Annotated in this window: 15 protein-coding genes; 5 read left to right on the top strand and 10 right to left on the bottom strand. The window is 71.0% G+C overall.

Features of this window, described 5'->3' with window-relative positions; genetic code table 11:
* Positions 1 to 13: 13 nt before the first annotated feature.
* The 4 genes from ABZX90_RS08710 to ABZX90_RS08725 all read right to left on the bottom strand — a co-directional run bounded on the left by ABZX90_RS08710 (position 14) and on the right by ABZX90_RS08725 (position 3,759).
* A complete protein-coding gene (locus ABZX90_RS08710; RefSeq protein ID WP_351131857.1) occupies positions 14 to 394 on the bottom strand; it encodes a tetratricopeptide repeat protein in 381 nt (126 codons plus the stop codon).
* A gap of 50 nt (positions 395 to 444) precedes the next feature.
* Positions 445 to 1,053: a dephospho-CoA kinase gene (coaE, locus tag ABZX90_RS08715; RefSeq protein WP_351131858.1), complete on the bottom strand. Its 609-nt coding sequence runs from the start codon at positions 1,051 to 1,053 to the stop codon at positions 445 to 447.
* A gap of 60 nt (positions 1,054 to 1,113) precedes the next feature.
* The gene (locus ABZX90_RS08720; protein WP_355202719.1) at positions 1,114 to 2,052 is read right to left on the bottom strand and encodes a PAC2 family protein; all 939 of its coding nucleotides are present in this window, start codon (positions 2,050 to 2,052) and stop codon (positions 1,114 to 1,116) included.
* Between the two features lie 180 nt (positions 2,053 to 2,232).
* Entirely contained in the window at positions 2,233 to 3,759 is a 1,527-nt protein-coding gene (locus ABZX90_RS08725) for an FAD-dependent oxidoreductase (RefSeq protein WP_355202919.1), read from the bottom strand.
* 300 nt (positions 3,760 to 4,059) lie between these two features.
* Between ABZX90_RS08725 and ABZX90_RS08730 the strand changes: the two genes are divergently transcribed.
* The gene (locus ABZX90_RS08730) at positions 4,060 to 5,019 is read left to right on the top strand and encodes a right-handed parallel beta-helix repeat-containing protein (RefSeq protein ID WP_355202722.1); all 960 of its coding nucleotides are present in this window, start codon (positions 4,060 to 4,062) and stop codon (positions 5,017 to 5,019) included.
* Between the two features lie 91 nt (positions 5,020 to 5,110).
* On the opposite strand, the gene rpsA is transcribed toward ABZX90_RS08730, so the two are convergent.
* A complete protein-coding gene (gene rpsA, locus ABZX90_RS08735) occupies positions 5,111 to 6,613 on the bottom strand; it encodes a 30S ribosomal protein S1 (RefSeq protein WP_351134281.1) in 1,503 nt (500 codons plus the stop codon).
* 321 nt (positions 6,614 to 6,934) lie between these two features.
* Between rpsA and ABZX90_RS08740 the strand changes: the two genes are divergently transcribed.
* A complete protein-coding gene (locus tag ABZX90_RS08740) occupies positions 6,935 to 7,795 on the top strand; it encodes a class I SAM-dependent methyltransferase (RefSeq protein ID WP_351134279.1) in 861 nt (286 codons plus the stop codon).
* 262 nt (positions 7,796 to 8,057) lie between these two features.
* Positions 8,058 to 10,703, top strand: coding sequence for an ATP-dependent helicase C-terminal domain-containing protein (locus tag ABZX90_RS08745; RefSeq protein ID WP_355202726.1), 2,646 nt, complete (start codon positions 8,058 to 8,060; stop codon positions 10,701 to 10,703).
* On the opposite strand, the gene ABZX90_RS08750 is transcribed toward ABZX90_RS08745, so the two are convergent.
* The 3 genes from ABZX90_RS08750 to ABZX90_RS08760 all read right to left on the bottom strand — a co-directional run bounded on the left by ABZX90_RS08750 (position 10,693) and on the right by ABZX90_RS08760 (position 13,736).
* Positions 10,693 to 11,685, bottom strand: coding sequence for a DUF3068 domain-containing protein (locus ABZX90_RS08750; protein WP_351134275.1), 993 nt, complete (start codon positions 11,683 to 11,685; stop codon positions 10,693 to 10,695). The two genes, ABZX90_RS08745 and ABZX90_RS08750, sit on opposite strands and share 11 nt — an antisense overlap.
* A gap of 25 nt (positions 11,686 to 11,710) precedes the next feature.
* On the bottom strand, positions 11,711 to 11,845 hold the full coding sequence (locus tag ABZX90_RS08755; protein WP_355202729.1) for an SPW_0924 family protein: 135 nt from the start codon (positions 11,843 to 11,845) through the stop codon (positions 11,711 to 11,713).
* Between the two features lie 166 nt (positions 11,846 to 12,011).
* Positions 12,012 to 13,736, bottom strand: coding sequence for a lytic transglycosylase domain-containing protein (locus ABZX90_RS08760; RefSeq protein ID WP_355202732.1), 1,725 nt, complete (start codon positions 13,734 to 13,736; stop codon positions 12,012 to 12,014).
* Between the two features lie 244 nt (positions 13,737 to 13,980).
* Between ABZX90_RS08760 and ABZX90_RS08765 the strand changes: the two genes are divergently transcribed.
* Entirely contained in the window at positions 13,981 to 14,835 is an 855-nt protein-coding gene (locus ABZX90_RS08765) for a DUF4184 family protein (RefSeq protein WP_355202735.1), read from the top strand.
* On the opposite strand, the gene ABZX90_RS08770 is transcribed toward ABZX90_RS08765, so the two are convergent.
* Positions 14,822 to 15,319, bottom strand: coding sequence for a hypothetical protein (locus tag ABZX90_RS08770; protein WP_355202737.1), 498 nt, complete (start codon positions 15,317 to 15,319; stop codon positions 14,822 to 14,824). The genes ABZX90_RS08765 and ABZX90_RS08770 overlap by 14 nt on opposite strands.
* A 168-nt stretch (positions 15,320 to 15,487) precedes the next feature.
* Positions 15,488 to 18,214 carry a DNA polymerase I gene (polA, locus tag ABZX90_RS08775; protein WP_355202740.1) on the bottom strand — a complete coding sequence of 909 codons (2,727 nt, stop codon included), beginning with the start codon at positions 18,212 to 18,214 and terminating at the stop codon, positions 15,488 to 15,490.
* 169 nt (positions 18,215 to 18,383) lie between these two features.
* Here polA and ABZX90_RS08780 point away from each other — a divergent pair, with 169 nt between their 5' ends.
* Positions 18,384 to 20,663, top strand: coding sequence for an FdhF/YdeP family oxidoreductase (locus ABZX90_RS08780; RefSeq protein WP_355202743.1), 2,280 nt, complete (start codon positions 18,384 to 18,386; stop codon positions 20,661 to 20,663).
* Positions 20,664 to 20,688 lie beyond the last annotated feature (25 nt).

The raw sequence follows: 20,688 nt of genomic DNA on the forward strand, positions 1-20,688 counted from the left end.
CGCCGCGGACCGGCTACAGGCCGAACCGGGCCGCTTCCAGGTACTGCGGCTTCGGGTCGAGGGCGGCCGCCAGTCTGAAGTGGCGCTTCGCCTGCTCGGGGCGTCGCTGGCGCTCGTAGGTCCGCGCGAGTGCGAAGTGCGCGAACGCGTTGTCCGGCTCGCGCTCCAGGACGATCGTGAACTCCAGCTCGGCGGGGCGCAGTTGCGCGGCGGCGAAGAAGGCACGCGCGCGCAGCAGCCGGGCCGCGGTGTTCTCCGGGTGCGCGGCGATGACAGGATCGAGCAGCTTCACCGCGCCCCGCGGGTCGCGCGCGGCGAGCAGTTGCTCGGCAGCGCGGAAGTCGATGACGTGCGTCTCCGGAGTACGTCCGGTCGATCCGCTGGTCTCGGGCACGGCAGAGTCCTTCCCTCGCTGCAAGGATTCAACGCCCCCGGCGAGGGGCGCTATTCCTGGGGCTGCCGGGCCCTGCGCACGAGATCGGCCCATACGTCCCGCACGCGCCGTTCCAGTTCTTCCAGTGGTACGTCGTTGTCGATGACGATGTCCGCGATCGCCAGGCGCTTGTCGCGCGGGGCCTGGGCGGCCATGCGGGCGCGGGCGTCCTCCTCGGTCATGCCGCGCAGGCGGACGAGGCGGTCGAGCTGGGTCTCGGGGCGGGCGTCGACGACGATCACGAGGTCGTACAGCGAGGCCAGGCCGTTCTCCGCGAGCAGGGGCACGTCGTGGACGACGACGGCGTGCTTGGGGGCGGCGTCCTCCAGTGCGCGCGAGCGGGTGCCGACGAGGGGGTGGACGACCGAGTTCAGGACGGCGAGCTTCTGCGGGTCGGCGAAGACGATCGAGCCGAGCTTCGGCCGGTCCAGGCTGCCGTCCGGAGCGAGTACGTCGTCGCCGAAGGCGTCGACGACCGCCGCCAGCCCGGGTGTTCCGGGCGCGACGACCTCCCGCGCGATCCTGTCCGCGTCGATCAGCACCGCGCCGTGTTCGACGAGGAGCCGTGACACTTCGCTCTTGCCGGCGCCGATACCACCGGTCAGGCCCACCTTCAGCATGTCCCGCAGCTTAGGGCCTGCCTCTGACAGGTCCTCCGCCCGGGCTCCCGGGCGGAGGGGTCAGGCGTCGCCTTCGCGCTCCGCAAGGAACCGTTCGAACTCCTGGCCGATCTCGTCCGCCGAGGGGATGTCGACCGGTTCCGCCATCATGTTGCCCCGGGTCTCGGCGCCCGCGGCGGCGTCGTACTGGTGCTCCAGGCCCTGGACGAGCGCGACGAGTTCCTCGTCGCCCTCCTGGATCTGGCGGTCGATCTCGGTCTGGGTGCGGTGCGCCTCGGTCCGCAGGGCGTGCGCTATGCCGGGAAGCACCAGGCCGGTCGCGGCCGTGATGGACTCGAGGACGGTCAGTGCCGCGTCCGGGTACGGGGAGCGCGCGATGTAGTGGGGCACGTGGGCGGCGACACCGAGGACGTCGTGCCCGGCCTCCATGAGGCGGTACTCGACAAGGGACTCGGCGCTTCCGGGCACCTGCGCCTCGTCGAAGGGGCTGCGGTGGCCGGGCACCAGGTCGGTGCGGTTGCCGTGCGGGGTGAGGCCCACGGGGCGGGTGTGCGGGACGCCCATGGGGATGCCGTGGAAGTTCACGCAGAGGCGGACGCCGAGCCGTTCCACGATCTGCTGGACAGCGGCGGCGAAGCGCTCCCACTCGGTGTCCGGTTCGGGGCCCGACAGCAGCAGGAAGGGCGCGCCGGTGGCGTCCTGCACGAGGCGTACCTCGAGGGTCGGCTCCTCGTACTCGGCCCAGCGGTCGCGCTTGAACGTCAGCAGCGGGCGGCGGGCCCGGTAGTCCACGAGCCGGTCGTGGTCGAAGCGGGCCACGACCTGGTGGGGCAGCGAGTCGAGCACCCGGTCGACGATCTGCTCGCCGGTCTCGCCCGCGTCGATGTATCCGTCGAAGTGGTAGAGCATGACAAGACCGGCCGACTCCTGGGCGAGTGCCATGTCGACCACGGCCAGGCCCTTCGGCTCCCATGCGTACAAACCCTGCGGATCAAGCACTGTGACCGCTCCTCCTCGTGTTCGTACTGCACAACGTGGTGCGGAGCACGGACATTCCCGTCCCGCGCTCCGCACCGCTGTCTCGTGCCGGCCTCTCGACCTCCACGAGCGGCTGGAAGGAGTTCCGAGGGGGCGGTGACGGCACTGTCGGCGGACCGTCACCAGCACAGCACAGGCGTGTTACGAGGACAGCACGCGCGCGTGGAGCGCGGTGACGGCGTTGCGGGCGGACGTGAAGGCGCCGTGCTGCCAGGCGTCGGCGTAGCTGAGCCAGTCGCCCGCGAAGTAGACCCGCCCGGTGGGCCTGTTCAGCGGCTTGTAGCGGACGTCGTCGGGTCCGCCGGGGGTGTTGTGCCAGGCGCCTTCCAGGTGCGGTGTCTGGCGCCAGTGGTGGGAGAAGGACGAGTCGAGTTCGGTGCGGTACTTCTCGCCGTAGATCTTCACGCCGGCGGCCACCGCGCGCTTCTCGCGCTCCTTGGGGGTGAGTTTCGCGTACGAGTCGGCGTCGGAGCCGTAGTTGTAGTAGCCGATCATGACGCCGCGCCGGCCGTGGAAGCCGTAGGAGGGGTGCCAGATGTGGGTGACGTCCTGGTCGGTCTCGGTGATGCCGCCGTAGATCCGGTGATCGAGCTCCCACCAGCGCGAGCGGTATTCGAGGCCGATCTTGCCCGCGGACTGCGGGGTGATCGCCTCCAGGGCGCTCTGGACTCCGGAGCCGAGGTTGTGCGGGATCCTGGCGAGGATGTTGGGCGGCAGGGCGCCGATGCAGAAGTCGGCGTCCAGGGACTTCGTGCGCCCGCCCTGGGTGTAGGTGACGGTGACGCCGTCTGCCTTGTCGGTGATCCGGGAGACGGCCGCTCCGGTGCGGATGCGGTGGGCCCCGATCGCCCTGGTGAGCGCCTCGGGTATCCGGTCCATGCCGCCCACCGGCTGGAACATCAGCATCGCCTGGTCGAATTCGAACTCGAAGGAGAAGTACCGGCCGACGCCGGAGGCGAAGACCTCGGAGGCGGTCGGGACGTCGCCGAGGAGGACGCCCGGGGTTCCGGCGGCGGCGGGGACGGTGGTGTAGCCGCGGCGCGGACCGCCCTCGTAGGCGAGGGTGTCGCCGAGTTCGCCGAAGTCCTTGAGGAACTCGATGAGCCTCTCCTGGTCGGCGGCGGTCAACTCCTTGTCGAGGGCTCCCTTGTCGGTCGCCTTGGCGAGCAACTCGGAGACGTAGCCGTAGACGTCGGCCTTCGCGGTGCGGTGGCGCATCGGCTTGGTCATGCCGGCCGACTCGTTGTACATGTAGGCGTCCGCGTTCGTGTTCGTGAACACCTCGACGGGGACTCCGAGTTCCCTGCAGTAGTCGAGGGTGACCATCCACTGCGGGAGGCGGGCCGGACCGGCGTTCATGTACTGGCCCTCGCTGAACCGGGCCGTCTGCGTGTTGCCGTACAGGTCGGTGGTCGTATCACCGCCGCGTACGGTGAAGTTGCGGCCGCCGGTACGGTCTCTGGCCTCAAGGACCGTACAGTCGTAGCCCGCCTTGCCGAGCTCGTAGGCGGAGGCGAGACCCGCGATGCCACCGCCTACGATCACGACCTTCGCTGCACCCCGCCCGGTGAGCGTGAAATCGCCCGACTTCGGTGCGCGGAAGGGCTGTTCACGCTGGGCGGCCTGCGCGGTGGGCGCGAGGCCGAGGGCTCCCATGGTGGCGAACATCGCGCCCGCGCCGCCGGTCAGGCCGACCGTGCGCAAAAACGCCCGCCGACTCGCCGCTGTCGATCGCTCGTGTGCTGCCATGCCTTCGACTCCCCTCACGATCTTGAATGACCCGGGGATCCTGGCAACGGCCCGTTACAGCCCGGCAGTTACTCGTGTATCCACCACGTTTCTCTCCGCGCACACCGGTCCGGTCCAGACCTTGACGCGGATCCGTGACCCCTTTACGTTCATGTGGGCACCCAAAGTTCATGTACGAGAACACGTTTCTTGCGAACCGACGGGAAGGTCACCCCCCACATGCGCATCCGACACACACTTCTCCCCCTACTCGGAGCGACGGCGGTCACGGCCGGGGCACTGGCAGCGGCTCCCGCGGCGAACGCGGCCCAGGTCATCGAGGTCTTCACCGCCGCCCAGCTGAAGTCGGCCCTCACCTCGGCCGCCCCCGGCGACACCATCCACCTCGCGGACGGCTCGTACACCGGCAACTTCAAGACGACGACAGCGGCGAGCGCGGGTTCCCGCATCACACTCAGCGGCTCCTCGAAAGCCGTCCTCACGGCGGGCGGCGGCTACGGACTGCACCTCAACGGCGCCTCGTACTGGACGGTCCAGGGCATCACCGTCACCGGCGGCCAGAAGGGCATCATGATCGACTCGGCGAAGGGTGTCGTCGTCGACAAGGTCACCGTCCACGGACTCGACATGGAGGGCGTCCACTTCCGCAACTCCAGCACGGACGGCGTGATCAGGAACTCGAAGATCTACGACACCGGCAACGACGGCCGCGGCATGGGCGAGGGCGTCTACGTGGGCACGGCCGGCGGGACCTCCGACAGAAGCGACCGCGTCCAGATCACCGGCAACACGATCGGGCCGGACGTGGGCGGCGAGAACGTCGACATCAAGGAGGGCACCACGGGCGCGCGCATCACCGGCAACACCTTCGACGGCAGCGGCCTGACCGGCGCCAACTACGACGACTCCTGGGTCGACGTGAAGGGCAACGACGTCCTCGTGGAGAACAACAAGGGAACCGCCACGACGAACGACGGCTACGAGACCCACACCCAGCAGTCCGGTTGGGGCTGCGGCACGGTGTTCCGGGGCAACACCTCGGACCTGCGCGGCGCGACCGGCGACAAGCAATTGGCGGTCAACGTCACCAACTACGGCGCCGGCTGCAGGACCACCGTGTACGCCTCGAACACGGTGACGGGCGGAAAGGGGCTCACCAACATCACGGTGACCCCCTGACCTGCCGGGCGGAAAAGAACCCCCATGGAAGTGGGCCCGCACCGAATCGGTGCGGGCCCACTTCTTTCAGCTACTTGCTAGCGGTGAGCTTTCAGCTCTGGCCGCCGGCGAGCTTCTCGCGGAGGGCAGCCAGCGCCTCGTCCGACGCCAGGGCGCCGGAGTTGTCGTCCGACTCCGAGGAGTAGGAGCCGCCGCCACCGGAGGCAGCCGGAGCCGCACTCGTGGAGGTGGCACCCTCGGCCTCGGCCTGCGCGTCGGCCTCGCGGGACTTGATGACCTGAGCCTGGTGCTGCTCGAAGCGCTGCTGCGCCTCGGCGTACTGCGTCTCCCACACCTCACGCTGGGACTCGAAGCCCTCGAGCCAGTCGTTGGTCTCGGGGTCGAAGCCCTCGGGGTAGATGTAGTTGCCCTGGTCGTCGTACGACGCGGCCATGCCGTACAGGGTCGGGTCGAAGTCGACCGACGCCGGGTCGGCGCCGAAGGCCTCGTTGGCCTGCTTCAGCGAGAGGCTGATGCGGCGGCGCTCGAGGTCGATGTCGATGACCTTGACGAAGATCTCGTCGTTGACCTGGACAACCTGCTCCGGGATCTCCACGTGGCGCTCGGCCAGCTCGGAGATGTGGACCAGACCCTCGATGCCCTCGTCCACACGGACGAACGCACCGAACGGGACGAGCTTCGTGACCTTACCCGGGACGACCTGACCGATCTGGTGCGTCCGGGCGAACTGCTGCCACGGGTCTTCCTGCGTCGCCTTGAGCGACAGCGAGACACGCTCGCGGTCCATGTCGACGTCGAGGACCTCGACGGTGACTTCCTGGCCGACCTCGACAACCTCGGAGGGGTGGTCGATGTGCTTCCAGGAGAGCTCGGAGACGTGCACCAGACCGTCGACGCCACCCAGGTCCACGAAGGCACCGAAGTTGACGATCGAGGAGACGACGCCGGAGCGGACCTGACCCTTCTGGAGGGTGGTGAGGAACGTCTGGCGAACCTCGGACTGGGTCTGCTCCAGCCAGGCACGGCGGGACAGGACCACGTTGTTGCGGTTCTTGTCCAGCTCGATGATCTTGGCCTCGAGCTCCTTGCCCACGTAGGGCTGGAGGTCGCGGACACGGCGCATCTCGACGAGAGAAGCCGGCAGGAAGCCACGGAGGCCGATGTCGAGGATGAGTCCACCCTTGACGACCTCGATGACGGTGCCGGTGACGATGCCGTCCTCTTCCTTGATCTTCTCGATGGTGCCCCAGGCGCGCTCGTACTGGGCGCGCTTCTTCGAGAGGATCAGGCGGCCTTCCTTGTCCTCCTTCTGGAGAACAAGGGCTTCGATCTCGTCGCCGACCTTGACGACCTCGTTCGGGTCGACGTCGTGCTTGATCGAGAGCTCGCGGCTCGGGATGACACCTTCGGTCTTGTAACCGATGTCGAGCAGGACCTCGTCCCGGTCGACCTTCACGATGACGCCGTCGACGATGTCGCCGTCGTTGAAGTACTTGATCGTCTCGTCGATCGCGGCGAGGAATGCTTCCTCGTTACCGATGTCGTTGACCGCTACCTGCGGCGTGGTAGAGGTGGTCTCGGTGCTGCTCGTCATGTGGGAAAGGGCTCCGGTACGGACAGTGAGTCGTAGGTACTGCTTACGCCGGGAGCCCGTTTCGCTCTGTAGAAGGCCGGACAGCCAAGGAAGCGCCAAACCCGGCAAACCGGGAAGGCGCCTCGAAAACCGAGGGGACATACATACAGATGCGAGCGCAGCCTGCTACGTCTGAGGAGCGCAGGCCCGCAGCGCAACTTGTAGCATACGGGGGCAGCCGGGCAGGGTCAATGCGCGAAGGCGCACACCCGGGGCGGATCGCCGCAATCCCGGCACAAGACCTGTCTCACAAGGCCACGCGGGCAGTAGGACGCCTCTGTCGTGACACGCCCGAGACGGGTTGGACGGAAGAGTACGACGAGGGAGCCGATCATCCAAGAGCCCGAACCGTTCGAACCCGAAGCCACCCGGCGCGACGCGGATCTCACCGAGAGTTCGCGGGCGAACCGGAGCTGGTGGGACCGGAACGCGGACGAGTACCAGATCGAACATGGCACGTTCCTCGGTGACGACCGCTTCGTGTGGAGCCCCGAGGGCCTCGACGAGGTGGAGGCCGAGCTGCTCGGCCCTCCGGAGGACCTCAAAGGCAAGGACATCCTGGAGATCGGTGCCGGCGCGGCGCAGTGCTCGCGCTGGCTGGCCGGGCAGGGCGCGCGTCCGGTGGCCCTGGACCTCTCCCACCGCCAGCTCCAGCACGCGCTGCGCATCGGGGGCGGCGTGCCCCTCGTGGAGGCGGACGCGAGCGCGCTGCCCTTCGCGGACGGCTCCTTCGACCTCGCGTGCTCGGCGTACGGCGCGCTGCCGTTCGTCGCCGACCCCGTACTGGTGCTGAGGGAGGTCCACCGGGTGCTGCGCCCGGGCGGCCGTTTCGTCTTCTCGGTCACGCACCCGGTCCGCTGGGCGTTCCCGGACGAGCCGGGTCCCGAGGGCCTGACGGTGTCCGCGTCCTACTTCGACCGCACTCCGTACGTGGAGCAGGACGACGAGGGCCGCGCGGTCTACGTCGAACACCACAGGACGGTCGGCGACCGGGTGCGCGACGTGGTGGCGGGCGGCTTCCGCCTGCTCGACATCGTCGAGCCGGAGTGGCCCGCCTGGAACACCCAGGAGTGGGGCGGCTGGTCCCCGCTGCGCGGGAACCTCATCCCGGGCACGGCGATCTTCGTGTGCGAGCGGGACTGACGTGGACCTCTTCGCCCGAAGCCCCGGCACTGACGCCCGGGACTTCGGGCGAACCGGTTCAGAGTGGCGAAGCGACTCCGAGTGAAGGATCCGAGTAAAGGGATCTGAGTAGTAAAGAGGCACGCGCGCGTGGGCGCGCAGGCCCGCACGCGCGGCCACGCGCGTGTGTCCCCGCCCCTGCCGACGCATTGTCGCGCCCGAGCGTGGTGGCTGTCCCGGCGTTCGTACGCGGACGGTTCGACGTTCGTACGAGACTGGGGGCGTGATCCGTTACGACGCCCTTGACGTGCTGCCCGTACGTGCCGCCCTGCCCGGGCTGGACGATGCCCTGGAGGGGCACGGCAGCGCGGTGCTGGTGGCGCCGCCCGGCACCGGCAAGACGACGCTGGTGCCGCTGGCCCTGGCGGGTCTCCTGGACGACGGGCGCCCGGCGCGCCGGGTGGTGGTGGCCGAGCCGCGGCGGATCGCCGCGCGGGCGGCGGCCCGGCGGATGGCGTGGCTGCTGGGCGAGCAGGTCGGCGGGAGTGTCGGTTTCACGGTGCGCGGGGAGCGGGTGGTCGGCCCCCGCGCGCGCGTGGAGGTCGTCACGACCGGGGTCCTGCTCCAGCGGTTGCAGCGGGACCAGGAGCTGGCGGGCGTCGACCTGGTCGTGCTCGACGAGTGTCACGAGCGGCATCTGGACGCCGACACGGTGGCCGCGTTCCTGCTGGACGTGCGGGCCGCGCTCCGTCCCGAGCTGCGGCTGGTCGCCGCGTCCGCGACGACGGACGCCGGGGGCTGGGCGCGGCTGCTCGGCGACGCGCCGGTCGTCGAGGCTGAGGGTGTCTCGTATCCGGTCGAGGTGGTGTGGGCGCCGCCGGCACGTCCCGTACGGCCGCCGCACGGGATGCGGGTGGACCCGGCGCTGCTGACGCACGTGGCGTCCACGGTGCGGCGGGCGCTGGCCGAGCGCCCGGGTGATGTCCTGTGCTTCCTTCCCGGGGTCGGGGAGATCGCGCGGGTCGCCGGTCAGCTGGGCGGCCTCGGGGACGTCGACGTGCTTCAGGTGCACGGGCGGGCTCCGGCGGCCGTGCAGGACGCGGTGCTCGCGCCCGGTGTGCGGCGCCGGGTGGTCCTCGCGACCTCGGTGGCGGAGTCGTCGCTGACGGTTCCCGGGGTGCGGGTGGTCGTGGACTCGGGGCTGGCGCGGGAGCCCCGGGTGGACCACGCGCGCGGGCTGAGCGCCCTGGCGACCGTACGGGCCTCGCAGGCGGCGGGACGGCAGCGGGCGGGGCGGGCCGGGCGTGAGGCACCTGGCGCGGTGTACCGGTGCTGGGCGGAGGCGGAGGACGGCCGTCTGACGCGGTTCCCGGCACCGGAGATCAAGGTGGCCGATCTGACGGCGTTCGCGCTCCAGGCGGCGTGCTGGGGTGATCCGGAGGCGACCGGGCTGGCTCTGCTGGATCCGCCGCCGGGCGGGGCGATGGCGGCGGCGCGGGCCGTGCTGTCGGCCGTGGGCGCGGTCGACGCCACGGGGCGGGCCACGGATCGCGGCGCGCGCATGTCCCGCCTGGGCCTGCATCCCCGGCTCGCCCGGGCGCTGCTGGACGCGACCCCGGTGGTGGGCGTGTCGCGGGCCGCCGACGTGGTCGCCCTGTTGAGCGAGGAGCCACCGCGCGAGTACGGCGACGACCTGGCCGCCGCCTGGCGCACCGCCCGGCGCGGGGGCGACGCATACGGGGCCCGCTGGCGCACCGAGGCCCGCCGTCTGCGCTCCGCGGCGGCCGGTGCCGGGCCCGCGCCCGGCGGCCGCACGTCCTCCTCGGGCTCCCCCTCCTCTCCGGGGGCGCTCGCCGAGGGGCCGGGACACGACGGAGGCGGCCGTGGCGGCACCCCGGTGGACGGCCGAGAGCGTGACGGCACTCGAGCGGACGGCGGGGCTCGGGCGGGGCTCGGGGACGACGGGGTCGCCGGACTGGTGGCCGCGCTGGCGTTCCCCGAGCGCCTCGCGCGCGTGCAGGGCGACTCGCACCTGATGGTCAACGGGACCCGCGCCGACGCCGCTGAGGGGTCCGTCCTGCGCGGTGCTCCCTGGCTCGCGGTCGCCGTCGCCGATCGTCCCGTCGGCCGGGGGCACGCGCGGGTGCGGCTCGCGGCGGTGATCGACGAGCGGACGGCACGGCGGGCCGCCGCCGGCCTGTACTCCGAGGGCGACGAGGTCCACTGGGCCGAGGGCGATGTCGTGGCGCGGCGGGTGGAGCGGCTGGGGGCGGTGGAGCTGGCCGTGCGGCCGTTGCGGAACGCGGACCCCGGGCTCGTACGGGCCGCGCTCCTCGAAGGGCTGCGGGAGGAGGGCTTCGGTCTGCTGCGGTGGTCGCCGGACGCCGAGGTGCTGCGGCAGCGGCTCGCGTTCCTGCGCCGGCGGCTGGGTGACCCGTGGCCGGACGTCTCCGACGAGGCCCTGTACGCGCGCGTGCAGGAGTGGCTGGAGCCGGAGCTGAGCCGTGCCCGGCGGCGGGCGGACCTGGCACGGATCGACGCCGGGCAGGCGCTGAACCGGCTGCTGCCCTGGGCGACGGGGGAGGCGGCCCGGCTCGACGAGCTCGCGCCCGAGCGGATCGAGGTGCCGAGCGGTTCGAGGATCCGCGTCGACTACGCCGACCCCGGGCAGCCGGTGCTCGCCGTGAAGCTGCAGGAGATGTTCGGGCTGCACGCGTCGCCCGCCGTCGCCGGCGTGCCCGTGCTCGTGCATCTCCTCTCCCCCGCGGGCCGGCCCGCGGCGGTCACCGCCGATCTCGCGTCCTTCTGGAAGGACGGCTACAAGGGTGTGCGGGCCGAGCTGCGCGGCCGGTACCCGAAGCATCCGTGGCCCGAGGACCCGGCGACCGCCGAGCCGACGCGGTACACGAACGCGCGGCTCAGGCGGTGACGGGCTCGGGGTCGGCCGCCGGGGCGGGGGCCGGGTCGCCGGGCCTGCGGCTCCGGGCCTCCAGGTACAGGGAGAGGGACAGCAGGGCCGCGCCGAGGAGCAGGAAGCCCCAGGGGAGGTAGGAGGTCATCATCAGGACCAGGGTGCGGTTCGACTTGACCAGGTCGACGGTGTGCCTGATGTAGTCCTCGCGCATCTTCACGTGCCCGGAGAAGGCGGTCACCTTGTCCCGGTCGCCCAGGAGCGTGCCGCCGCGGAGTTCCTCCTTGTGGATCTCCTCGCCGTACACGGGTGCTCCGGTGACCGGTTCGACCCAGAACCTGCGGACGGTGGTGTACCAGCGGGTGGTGCCGGTCTTGGCGACGGACTCCGGGGTGATGCCCTGGACGGGCATGACCTTGGGGAACTTCACCTTCGTCCAGGGGATGGTCTGCTCGAAGTAGTAGACCTTGACGCCCCGGAAGGTCCGGGTGTCCTTGTAGTGGATGGGCGCGGAGGTGCGGGTCTGCGCGTCGAAGTACTCGTAGTCCCGTTTCTCCGTCCTGAAGGGCCATTTGAACTCGATGCCCTGACGGGTGACGGGGTCGCCGTCGACGGACTCGCCGGTGGCGTGGACGGGTTCCTGGCTGTGCGCGTCGAAGATGTAGCGCTCGGGGAGCTTGGAGACCATCTTCCCGTCGGGGCCCTGGACGTAGGAGAGGGAGTCCCAGACGACGACGTCACGGCCCGCGGTCCGCTCGATCCGCTCGGAGGCCTCCACATTGCCCTTGAGGGTCTGCACGACGGTGACCTTGGGAACCTTCTTGGCCTGCATGGTGCCGTAGTCGAGGAGGGTCGCGTCCTTCGCCTCAAGCACCATGTCCTGGTACTGGTTGGCGGGGATCTTGGCCAGGCGCGGGAAGGCGTACCAGCGCAGCAGCGGGGACAGCGCCGTGAAGAACACGGCGAGCGCGAGCAGGATCAGGCTTGCCTTGCGGCGCATCTCGACGGCCCTCCCGGTGCGTGTGTCAGGGGTGCTTGGGGACGGTGGTGAGCATCGGCTTCGGTGAGGTCTGTCCGGCCGGCGAGCCCATGGCCGTGATGGTCAGGACCAGCGCGAGGGCCACGGCGAGACCGGTCGCGGCGGCGATGAGGGCACGCATGCGGGCCTCCCGAGGGCCAGGAGCTGATACATCGTCAGGTCCGGCACCGTAGCAACGGAGGGGCGAGATGAGAACACGTTGCACACACAACGAATCAGGGCGCCCCTCGGCGTGAGCCGAGGGGCGCCCTGGAGGCGCGCACGGGCCGCGCGGTGGCGGCGCGGGTCTATGAAGCGGGGGCGGCCACGGTCAGTTCGACGGTCAGGGTGGCTCCGCCGGTGGTGGTGATGCGGAGCAGGTAGGTGCCGGTGGTGTCGTCGGCGTACAGCTTCGGGAGTTTGAGCAGGCCGTCCGCGTCGGTGGTCAGGGCGGTGAGGGTGCGTACGGTCTTGCCGTCCGCGTCCTTGAAGTGGGGGCCCTTGTCGTTCTCGGTGGCGTCGTCGGCGGACTTGATCAGGGTGGCGGTGGCGGCGACCTTGCCCGCGGCGGCGCCCTGGTAGGTGGCCTTGACCTCGACCTGGTCGGTGAACTCGCCGCCCGGAACGCAGGTCAGCGCGGTGTCGGTGGTGCGGGCCAGGGTGTCGGCCTGGCGGGCGGTGACGGTCGCGGTGTAGTCGAGGCCGGACATGAGGCGGCCCACGACGGTGGCGCGGACGGTGAAGTCGCCGGTCTTCTCGCCGGCCACGAGGGCGGGCGCGGTGGCGGTGCCGAGCTTGTCGGTGACGACGGTGGCGACGCTCTCGCCGCCGGTGAAGACGGCGTCGGTGTCGCCTATGATGGTGAACCGCACGCGGACCTTCGCCACGGCCTTGTCGTCGTCGTCCTCGGTGCGCACGACGACCTTGTGCGCGAACGTGTCGCCCGCCGTCGCGGTGAGTTTCCCGGTGTCCGCGTCCGCCAGGTGGTCCACCGTCTCGGTGGGCGTCGGCGTGGGCGTGCTGGTGGGCGGGCTCGTCGGAGGCGGCGTCGCGGGCGGTGTGGTGGGCGGGGTGGTGGGCGGGGTGGAGGGCTCGGTCGGCTCGGGGGCGGGGCTGGTGGGGCCGCCGCCCGGTGTGTGGCTGCCCGGCGGGGACGGCACGGGCGGTGTGGGGCCGGGGCTCGGCGTGGTGGTGCCGTCGCTGTTGTGCGAGGGCAGCGTGCCCGTGCCGTCGGGCACCTCGTGCGTGCCCTTGCGGTAGTACTCCAGCCACGACAGGACGGTGTTCAGGTACGCCGTCGAGTTGTTGTAGCTGAGGATCGAGGCGTTCATCTGCGACTGGACCGACATGTCGTGGTCGAAGCGGCACAGGTAGTGCCCGGCGGCGAGCGCCGCGTCGTAGATGTTGTTGGGGTCCTTCTTGCCGTCGCCGTTGCCGTCGCGGCCCGCCCACTCCCACGTGGAGGGGATGAACTGCATGGGCCCCACCGCACGGTCGTACGTGCTGTCGCCGTCGTAGGCGCCGTTGTCGGTGTCGGTGATGCTGGCGAAGCCGTTGCCGTTCAGGACCGGGCCCAGGATCGGCGACAGGGTGGTGCCGGCCGCGTCGACCCGGCCGCCGCGGGCCTGGCCCGACTCGACCTTGCCGATCGCGGCCAGAAGCTGCCAGGGCAGGTTGCAGGTGGGCTTGGACTCACGCAGCGACGCCTCGGCCTGCTTGTAGGCGGCCAGCACGGTCGCCGGGATGCCCGCCTCGGCGGCCCCCACGGCGTCCGGCGTGCCGCCGCCCGCGGACGGTGCCGGGTTCGGGCTCTGCAACGGCGGAAGATCGGTGTAGTAGCGCGAGTTACCGGTCGCGGTGCCATCACCGGCGTCGTTCGCGTCCTGGCCGACATCGGCACCCGCCGACTGTCTGCCGTGGTCGTCGACGGCCACTCCCGGGGCCTGGGAGGCGGACAGAGCCGCGACCGCGGCCGCGGCCACAGCGGTGGTTGCCGCGCCCTTGCGCAGCCTCCTGCCGAATTGCGCCGCCATTGAGTGAACCCCTCCCACCGACGGCCGGACGAACCCGCCGTCTCCCAGATCCCCGTGCACTTCCGCCGCCCCGGCGCTACTTCCCGGCACGGCGACCCAGGCGACCCTACGACAACTTCCTTCGCGCGGGGACCTGTTGGCGCCCGATATTCACCAGTTGGCCATGAGCCGTCGTCCCGCATACTGGCCGTCAGCGATCAACGGACCGAACATACCCGGCCAAAAGCAGCCGCAGGGAGACGACTTGCCCTTCACTCTCAGTCACGCGGCGGCCGTACTGCCCGCCGTTCGCGGGGACGGAAGCGGTCGCGGCCGATTGATTCCCGCCGTTCTCGTCGCCGGTTCCTTCGCTCCCGACCTGACCTACTACGCGGCGAGCGTGCAGCCCGAGGCCATGGAGTTCGGCGACTTCACCCACGCGTTCACCGGGGTGTTCACCGTCGACGTGCTCATCGCGTGGGCACTGGTCGGCGCCTGGCTGCTGCTGCGCGAACCCCTGGTGGCGTTGATGCCCGTCGCACGACAGGGGCGCCCGGCGCGGCTCCTGCGCTGCGGGGCCACTCGCGAGCCGGTGCGTGCGCCGGTGGTTCTGTGGTGGTACGTCTCCGCGGCGCTCGGCGCCCTGACGCACGTGGTGTGGGACGCGTTCACCCATCACGACCGGTGGGGGACACGGCTCTTCCCCGCCCTCGGACGGAACCTCGCGGGCTCGCCGCTCTACTGGTACGTCCAGTACGGCAGTTCGGCGGTGGCGGCCGTAGTGATCATCACTTTTGTGGTGCTCGCGCTGCGTCGCACGCCGAACGGCCCGGTCGTGGGCGTGCCCGTACTGTCCGCCGCCGACCGGTGGCTGGCCGGTGCGGTGATCGGGTGCTGCGCGCTGGTGGCCGCGGTGCAGCGGGCGCTGCACTGGTGGGCGTACTGGGGCTCCGTCGCGAAGCCGTGGGAACTGATTCCGACGCTGTGTTTCGGCGGGGGCGCGGGCCTGGTCCTCGGCCTCGGCCTGTACGTCACGGCCGTCAGGGTGTGGCGTCCCGCTCCGGCTCGCCCCGGCCCGCCGGCGGCCCGTACCGAGCCGAGCCGTCCTACTCCTCGCTGACCGCGATCCCGGAGGCCGGCCCCCGGAGCAGACCGCGTCCACGGCTGAGGCCGTGGCGCACGGCCCGGGCGATGCGTCCGATCGCGCGGACCCTGTTCGGCGTCGCCGGCTTGTCGTACGACAGGACGACGACGCGATAGGTGCGGGCGGGCCCGGTGAAGGCACCGATGCCGTGCACGCGCCCGCCGCGCGCGGCCCGGGGCAGCCGGCCGTTGTCGATGTGCGCCCTCGGACCACGCGCCGCGCCGGAGAACACGCCCCGGCGTGCCGACAGCGCCGCCCGGAGTTCGCGGGACATCCGGGCCCCGCGATCGGGGTCGTGGGGGGAACGGCAGGGCGCGGGCAGCTGGGCGGTGGCCGCTTCCGCGGCGACCGCGGGTACCGGCGCGAGCAGCACGGGGACGACGGCCGCGGTCACCGTCACGGTCGCGACCACGACGGTCGTGGCCATGGCCTTACGGCGGTGGAGCGTGCGTATACCCATGCCCGCATCCTTACGGGACCCCTGGGCGCGGGGCCCCTTCGCGAGGGCCACGCGAGTGACGGTTCACTCCGGGCGGGCGGGCCCGGCACCTCGCGGTGCCGGGCCCGTACCCGTCGGCCGAAAGCAGGCCGAGAACGGGAAGCCAGGACCTGTCCGGTCGGACAGGCCCTAGTGCGCCGCCGACTCCCAGTCCGGGCCCGAGCCGACAGAGACGTCCAGCGGTGCCCGGAGCTGGACGGCGGACGCCATCTCGCGGCGCAGCAGCTCCTCGGTCCTCTCCCGCTCGCCGGGGGCGATCTCCAAGACGATTTCGTCGTGGACCTGAAGGAGCATGCGCGACGTGAGCTTCGCCTCGCGCAGCGCCCGGTCCACGTTGAGCATCGCGATCTTGACGATGTCGGCGGCCGTGCCCTGGATGGGCGCGTTGAGGGCCATGCGCTCGGCCGCCTCGCGGCGCTGCCGGTTGTCGCTGTTGAGATCCGGCAGGTACCGGCGGCGCCCGAAGAGCGTCGCGGTGTACCCCGTCGCCCGAGCCTCGTCGACCGCCCGACGCAGATAGTCCCGTACACCGCCGAAGCGCTCGAAGTACGTGTCCATCAGCGCACGGGCCTCGCCCGCCTCGATGTTCAGCTGCTGGGAGAGACCGAAGGCCGACAGCCCGTAGGCGAGGCCGTACGACATCGCCTTGATCTTGCGGCGCATCTCGGCGTCGACCGCGGACCGCTCCACGGAGAACACCTGGGAGGCGACGGTGGTGTGCAGGTCCTCGCCGGAGGCGAACGCCTCCAACAGGCCCTCGTCCTCGGACAGGTGGGCCATCACCCGCAGTTCGATCTGGCTGTAGTCCGCGGTCATGAGGGACTCGAAGCCTTCGCCGACCACGAAGCCGCGGCGGATCGCACGGCCCTCGTCGGTGCGGACCGGGATGTTCTGCAGGTTCGGATCGGTCGACGACAGACGGCCGGTCGCCGCGACCGTCTGGTTGTAGGTGGTGTGGATGCGGCCGTCCGCGGCGATCGACTTGATCAGACCCTCGACGGTGACGCGCAGCTTGGCCTGCTCACGGTGGCGGAGCATGATCACGGGCAGTTCGTTGTCGGTCTGCGTCGCGAGCCAGGCCAAGGCGTCCGCGTCCGTCGTGTAGCCCGTCTTGGTCTTCTTGGTCTTCGGCAGAGCCAGCTCACCGAAGAGGACCTCCTGGAGCTGCTTGGGCGAGCCGAGGTTGAACTCGTGCCCGGCGGCCGCGTGCGCCTCCTTCACGGCCTGCTGCACCGCGCCGGCGAACATCTGCTCCATGGCCTCCAGGTGCGCCCGGTCCGCGGCGATGCCGTGCCGCTCCAGGCGGGCCAGCAGGCTGGACGTGGGCAGCTCCATGTCACGCAGCAGATCGGCCGCGCCGACCTCCTGGAGCTTCTCGCCGAACGCCTCGCCCAGGTCGAGGATCGTGCGGGCCTGCGCCATCAGAGCGTCGGCCTCGGCCTGCTCGTCCGTGCCGAAGGCGAGCTGGCCGTCGGCCGCGGCGGCGGGTCCGAGCTCCCGGCCGAGGTACTCCAGGGAGAGCGCGTCCAGTGCGAAGGAGCGGCGGCCCGGCTTGACCAGATAGGCGGCGAGCGCCGTGTCCATGGTCACGCCCTCGATGGTCCAGCCGTGCTCGGCGAAGACCCGCATCGCGCCCTTGGCGTTGTGCATGACCTTGTGCTTGCCGGGGTCTGCGAGCCACGCGGCGAACGCGTTCTCGTCGGACTCGTCCAGTTGGGACGGGTCGAACCAGACGGCCGGCCCCGCACCGGCCGCGAGGGCCACCTCGGCGACGGAGCCACTGCCCAGCGCCCACGAGTCGACCGTGGACATGCCCAGAACCGCCGTGCCGTGCTCGGTGAGCCACGGCTTCAGCTCACCCGCGCCCAGCACCGTGCCGTCGATCTCGACGCCCTCGGCGACGGGCCGCGCCTCCTCGGCCTCCGCGGCCCCCGGGTCCACCGCGAGGAGCCGCTCACGGAGCGAGGGGTTACGGATCTCCAGGGTGTCCAGGACCATCGCCAGGGCCGTACGGTCGTACGCGGACCGCTCCAGGTCCGCCACCGTCCGGGGCAGCTCGACGTCCTTGACCATCTCGGTGAGACGGCGGTTGAGCTTCACCGCCTCCAGGTGGTCGCGCAGGTTCTGCCCGGCCTTGCCCTTGACCTCGTCGACGCGCTCGACCAGCTCCGCGAACGAACCGAACTGGTTGATCCACTTCGCGGCCGTCTTCTCGCCGACCCCGGGGATGCCCGGCAGGTTGTCCGACGGGTCGCCGCGCAGCGCCGCGAAGTCGGGGTACTGCGCCGGCGTCAGCCCGTACTTCTCGAAGACCTTCTCCGGAGTGAACCGGGTCAGCTCGGAGACGCCCTTCGTCGGATACAGCACCGTCGTGTGCTCGGACACCAGCTGGAAGGAGTCGCGGTCGCCGGTGACGATCAGCACGTCGAAGCCCTCGGCCTCGGCCTGGGTGGCGAGCGTCGCGATGATGTCGTCGGCCTCGAAGCCGTCCACCGCGAAGCGCTGCGCGTGCATCGCGTCCAGCACCTCGCCGATCAGCTCGACCTGCCCCTTGAACTCGTCCGGGGTCTTCGACCTGTTCGCCTTGTACTCGGTGAACTCCTCGGAACGCCAGGTCTTGCGCGACACGTCGAACGCCACCGCGAAGTGCGTGGGCGACTCGTCGCGCAACGTGTTCGCCAGCATCGACGCGAAACCATAGATGGCGTTCGTCGGCTGACCGGTCGCGGTGGTGAAGTTCTCCGCGGGCAGCGCGAAGAACGCGCGGTAGGCCAGCGAGTGCCCGTCCATGAGCATCAGGCGCGGGCGGCCCGTGCCTGCGGTCTTCTCGGTCTTCTTCGATGCTGTTTCTGCCACGCCCCCGATCCTGCCACGCCCCACTGACATCGAAAGCCCTCCCGGCCCGGCACGCTCCCGCCCGGCCCGCGGTCCCCCGGCCCCCGGCCGTCGCCGCCGACCGCCCGTGCGAGGATCGAAGGGGTACGAGGAGACGCACACCGAGGTGCGCACGCGAAGGGGTTCAGCGATGGCCAGCAAGCCGCCGAAAAGCGATCCGGTCCAGGACACGCCGCAGGTCGCCGAACCCAAGCGCGCCGCGGCCGGGCTGCCCGCCATCGGACACACCCTGCGCATCGCCCAGCAGCAGATGGGCGTGCGCCGCACCGCGCTCACCCTCCTGCGCGTCAACCAGAAGGACGGCTTCGACTGCCCGGGCTGCGCCTGGCCCGAGCCGGAGCACCGGCACACCGCGGAGTTCTGCGAGAACGGCGCGAAAGCCGTCGCCGAGGAGGCCACCCTGCGCCGGGTGACCCCGGACTTCTTCGCCGCGCACCCCGTCTCCGACCTCGCCGGCCGCAGCGGCTACTGGCTCGGCCAGCAGGGGCGCCTCACGCACCCCATGTACCTCCCCGAGGGCGGCGACCACTACGAGCCCATCGCCTGGGAGCGCGCCTTCGACATCGTCGCCGAGGAACTCGCGGCGCTCGGCTCCCCCGACGAGGCCCTCTTCTACACCTCGGGCCGCACCAGCAACGAGGCCGCGTTCCTCTACCAGCTGTTCGCCCGCGAGCTCGGCACGAACAACCTGCCGGACTGCTCGAACATGTGCCACGAGTCGTCGGGTTCCGCGCTCTCCGAGACCATCGGCATCGGCAAGGGCAGCGTCCTCCTCGACGACCTCTACCAGGCGGACCTGATCATCGTCGCCGGGCAGAACCCCGGCACGAACCACCCGCGCATGCTCTCGGCACTGGAGAAGGCCAAGGCGAACGGCGCCCGGATCATCACGGTCAACCCACTGCCCGAAGCGGGCATGGAGCGCTTCAAGAACCCGCAGAACCCCCGGGGCATGATCAAGGGCGCCGCGCTCACCGACCTCTTCCTGCAGATCCGCCTCGGCGGCGACCAGGCCCTCTTCCGCCTGCTGAACAAGCTGATCCTCGCCACCGAAGGCGCCGTCGACAAGACGTTCATCGCCGAACACACCCACGGGTTCGAGGACTTCGCCCGGACGGCGAGCGCCGCCGACTGGGACGAGACACTCACCGCGACCGGCCTCACCCGCGACGCCATCGACGAAGCCCTCGGCATGGTCCTCGCCTCGAAGCGCACCATCGTGTGCTGGGCGATGGGCCTCACCCAGCACAAGCACTCCGTCCCCACGATCCGCGAAGTCGTCAACTTCCTGCTGCTGCGCGGCAACATCGGCCGCCCGGGCGCGGGCGTGTGCCCCGTCCGCGGCCACTCCAATGTGCAGGGCGACCGCACCATGGGCATCTTCGAGCGCCCCGCCCCCGCCTTCCTCGACGCCCTGGAGAAGGAGTTCGGCTTCACGCCGCCCCGCGAGCACGGCTACGACGTCGTACGGGCCATCCGCGCCCTGCGCGACGGCGACGCCAAGGTCTTCTTCGCCATGGGCGGCAACTTCGTCTCCGCCTCCCCCGACACCGAGGTCACCGAGGCGGCCATGCGGCGCGCCCGGCTCACCGTGCACGTCTCCACCAAGCTGAACCGCTCGCACGCCGTCACGGGCGCGCGTGCCCTCATCCTGCCCACCCTCGGACGCACCGAGCGCGACCTCCAAGGCAGCGGCGAACAGTTCGTGACCGTCGAGGACTCCATGGGCATGGTGCACGCCTCACGGGGCCGCCTGGAGCCCGCGAGCCCCCACCTGCTGTCCGAGCCCGCCATCGTGGCCCGCCTCGCCCGCCGGGCCCTCGGCGAGCGCAGCACCACACCCTGGGAGGAGTTCGAGAAGGACTACGCGAGCATCCGCGACCGCATCGCGCGCGTGATCCCCGGCTTCCAGGACTTCAACGCGCGCGTGGCCGACCCGGCCGGTTTCGCGCTCCCGCACGCCCCCCGCGACGAGCGCCGCTTCCCGACGGCCACCGGCAAGGCCAACTTCACCGCCGCACCCGTCGAGTACCCCGAGCTCCCCGCGGGCCGTCTGCTGCTGCAGACCCTGCGCTCCCACGACCAGTACAACACCACCATCTACGGACTCGACGACCGATACCGGGGCATCAAGAACGGCCGCCGGGTCGTCCTCGTCAACCCCGAGGACGCACGCGCGCTGAACGTCGCGGACGGCTCGTACGTCGACCTGGTCGGCGAGTGGAAGGACGGCGTGGAGCGCCGCGCGCCCGGCTTCCGCGTCGTGCACTACCCGACCGCCCGCGGCTGTGCGGCCGCCTACTACCCGGAGACCAACGTCCTGGTCCCCCTCGACGCGACCGCCGACACCAGCAACACCCCTGCCAGCAAGTCCGTGGTCGTCCGTCTGGAACAATCGACAGCCGACTGAGCGTTCGCTCAGCGAGGCGAAGCCA

The sequence above is a fragment of the Streptomyces sp. NPDC002935 genome, assembly GCF_040611295.1.
GTDB lineage: Bacteria > Actinomycetota > Actinomycetes > Streptomycetales > Streptomycetaceae > Streptomyces.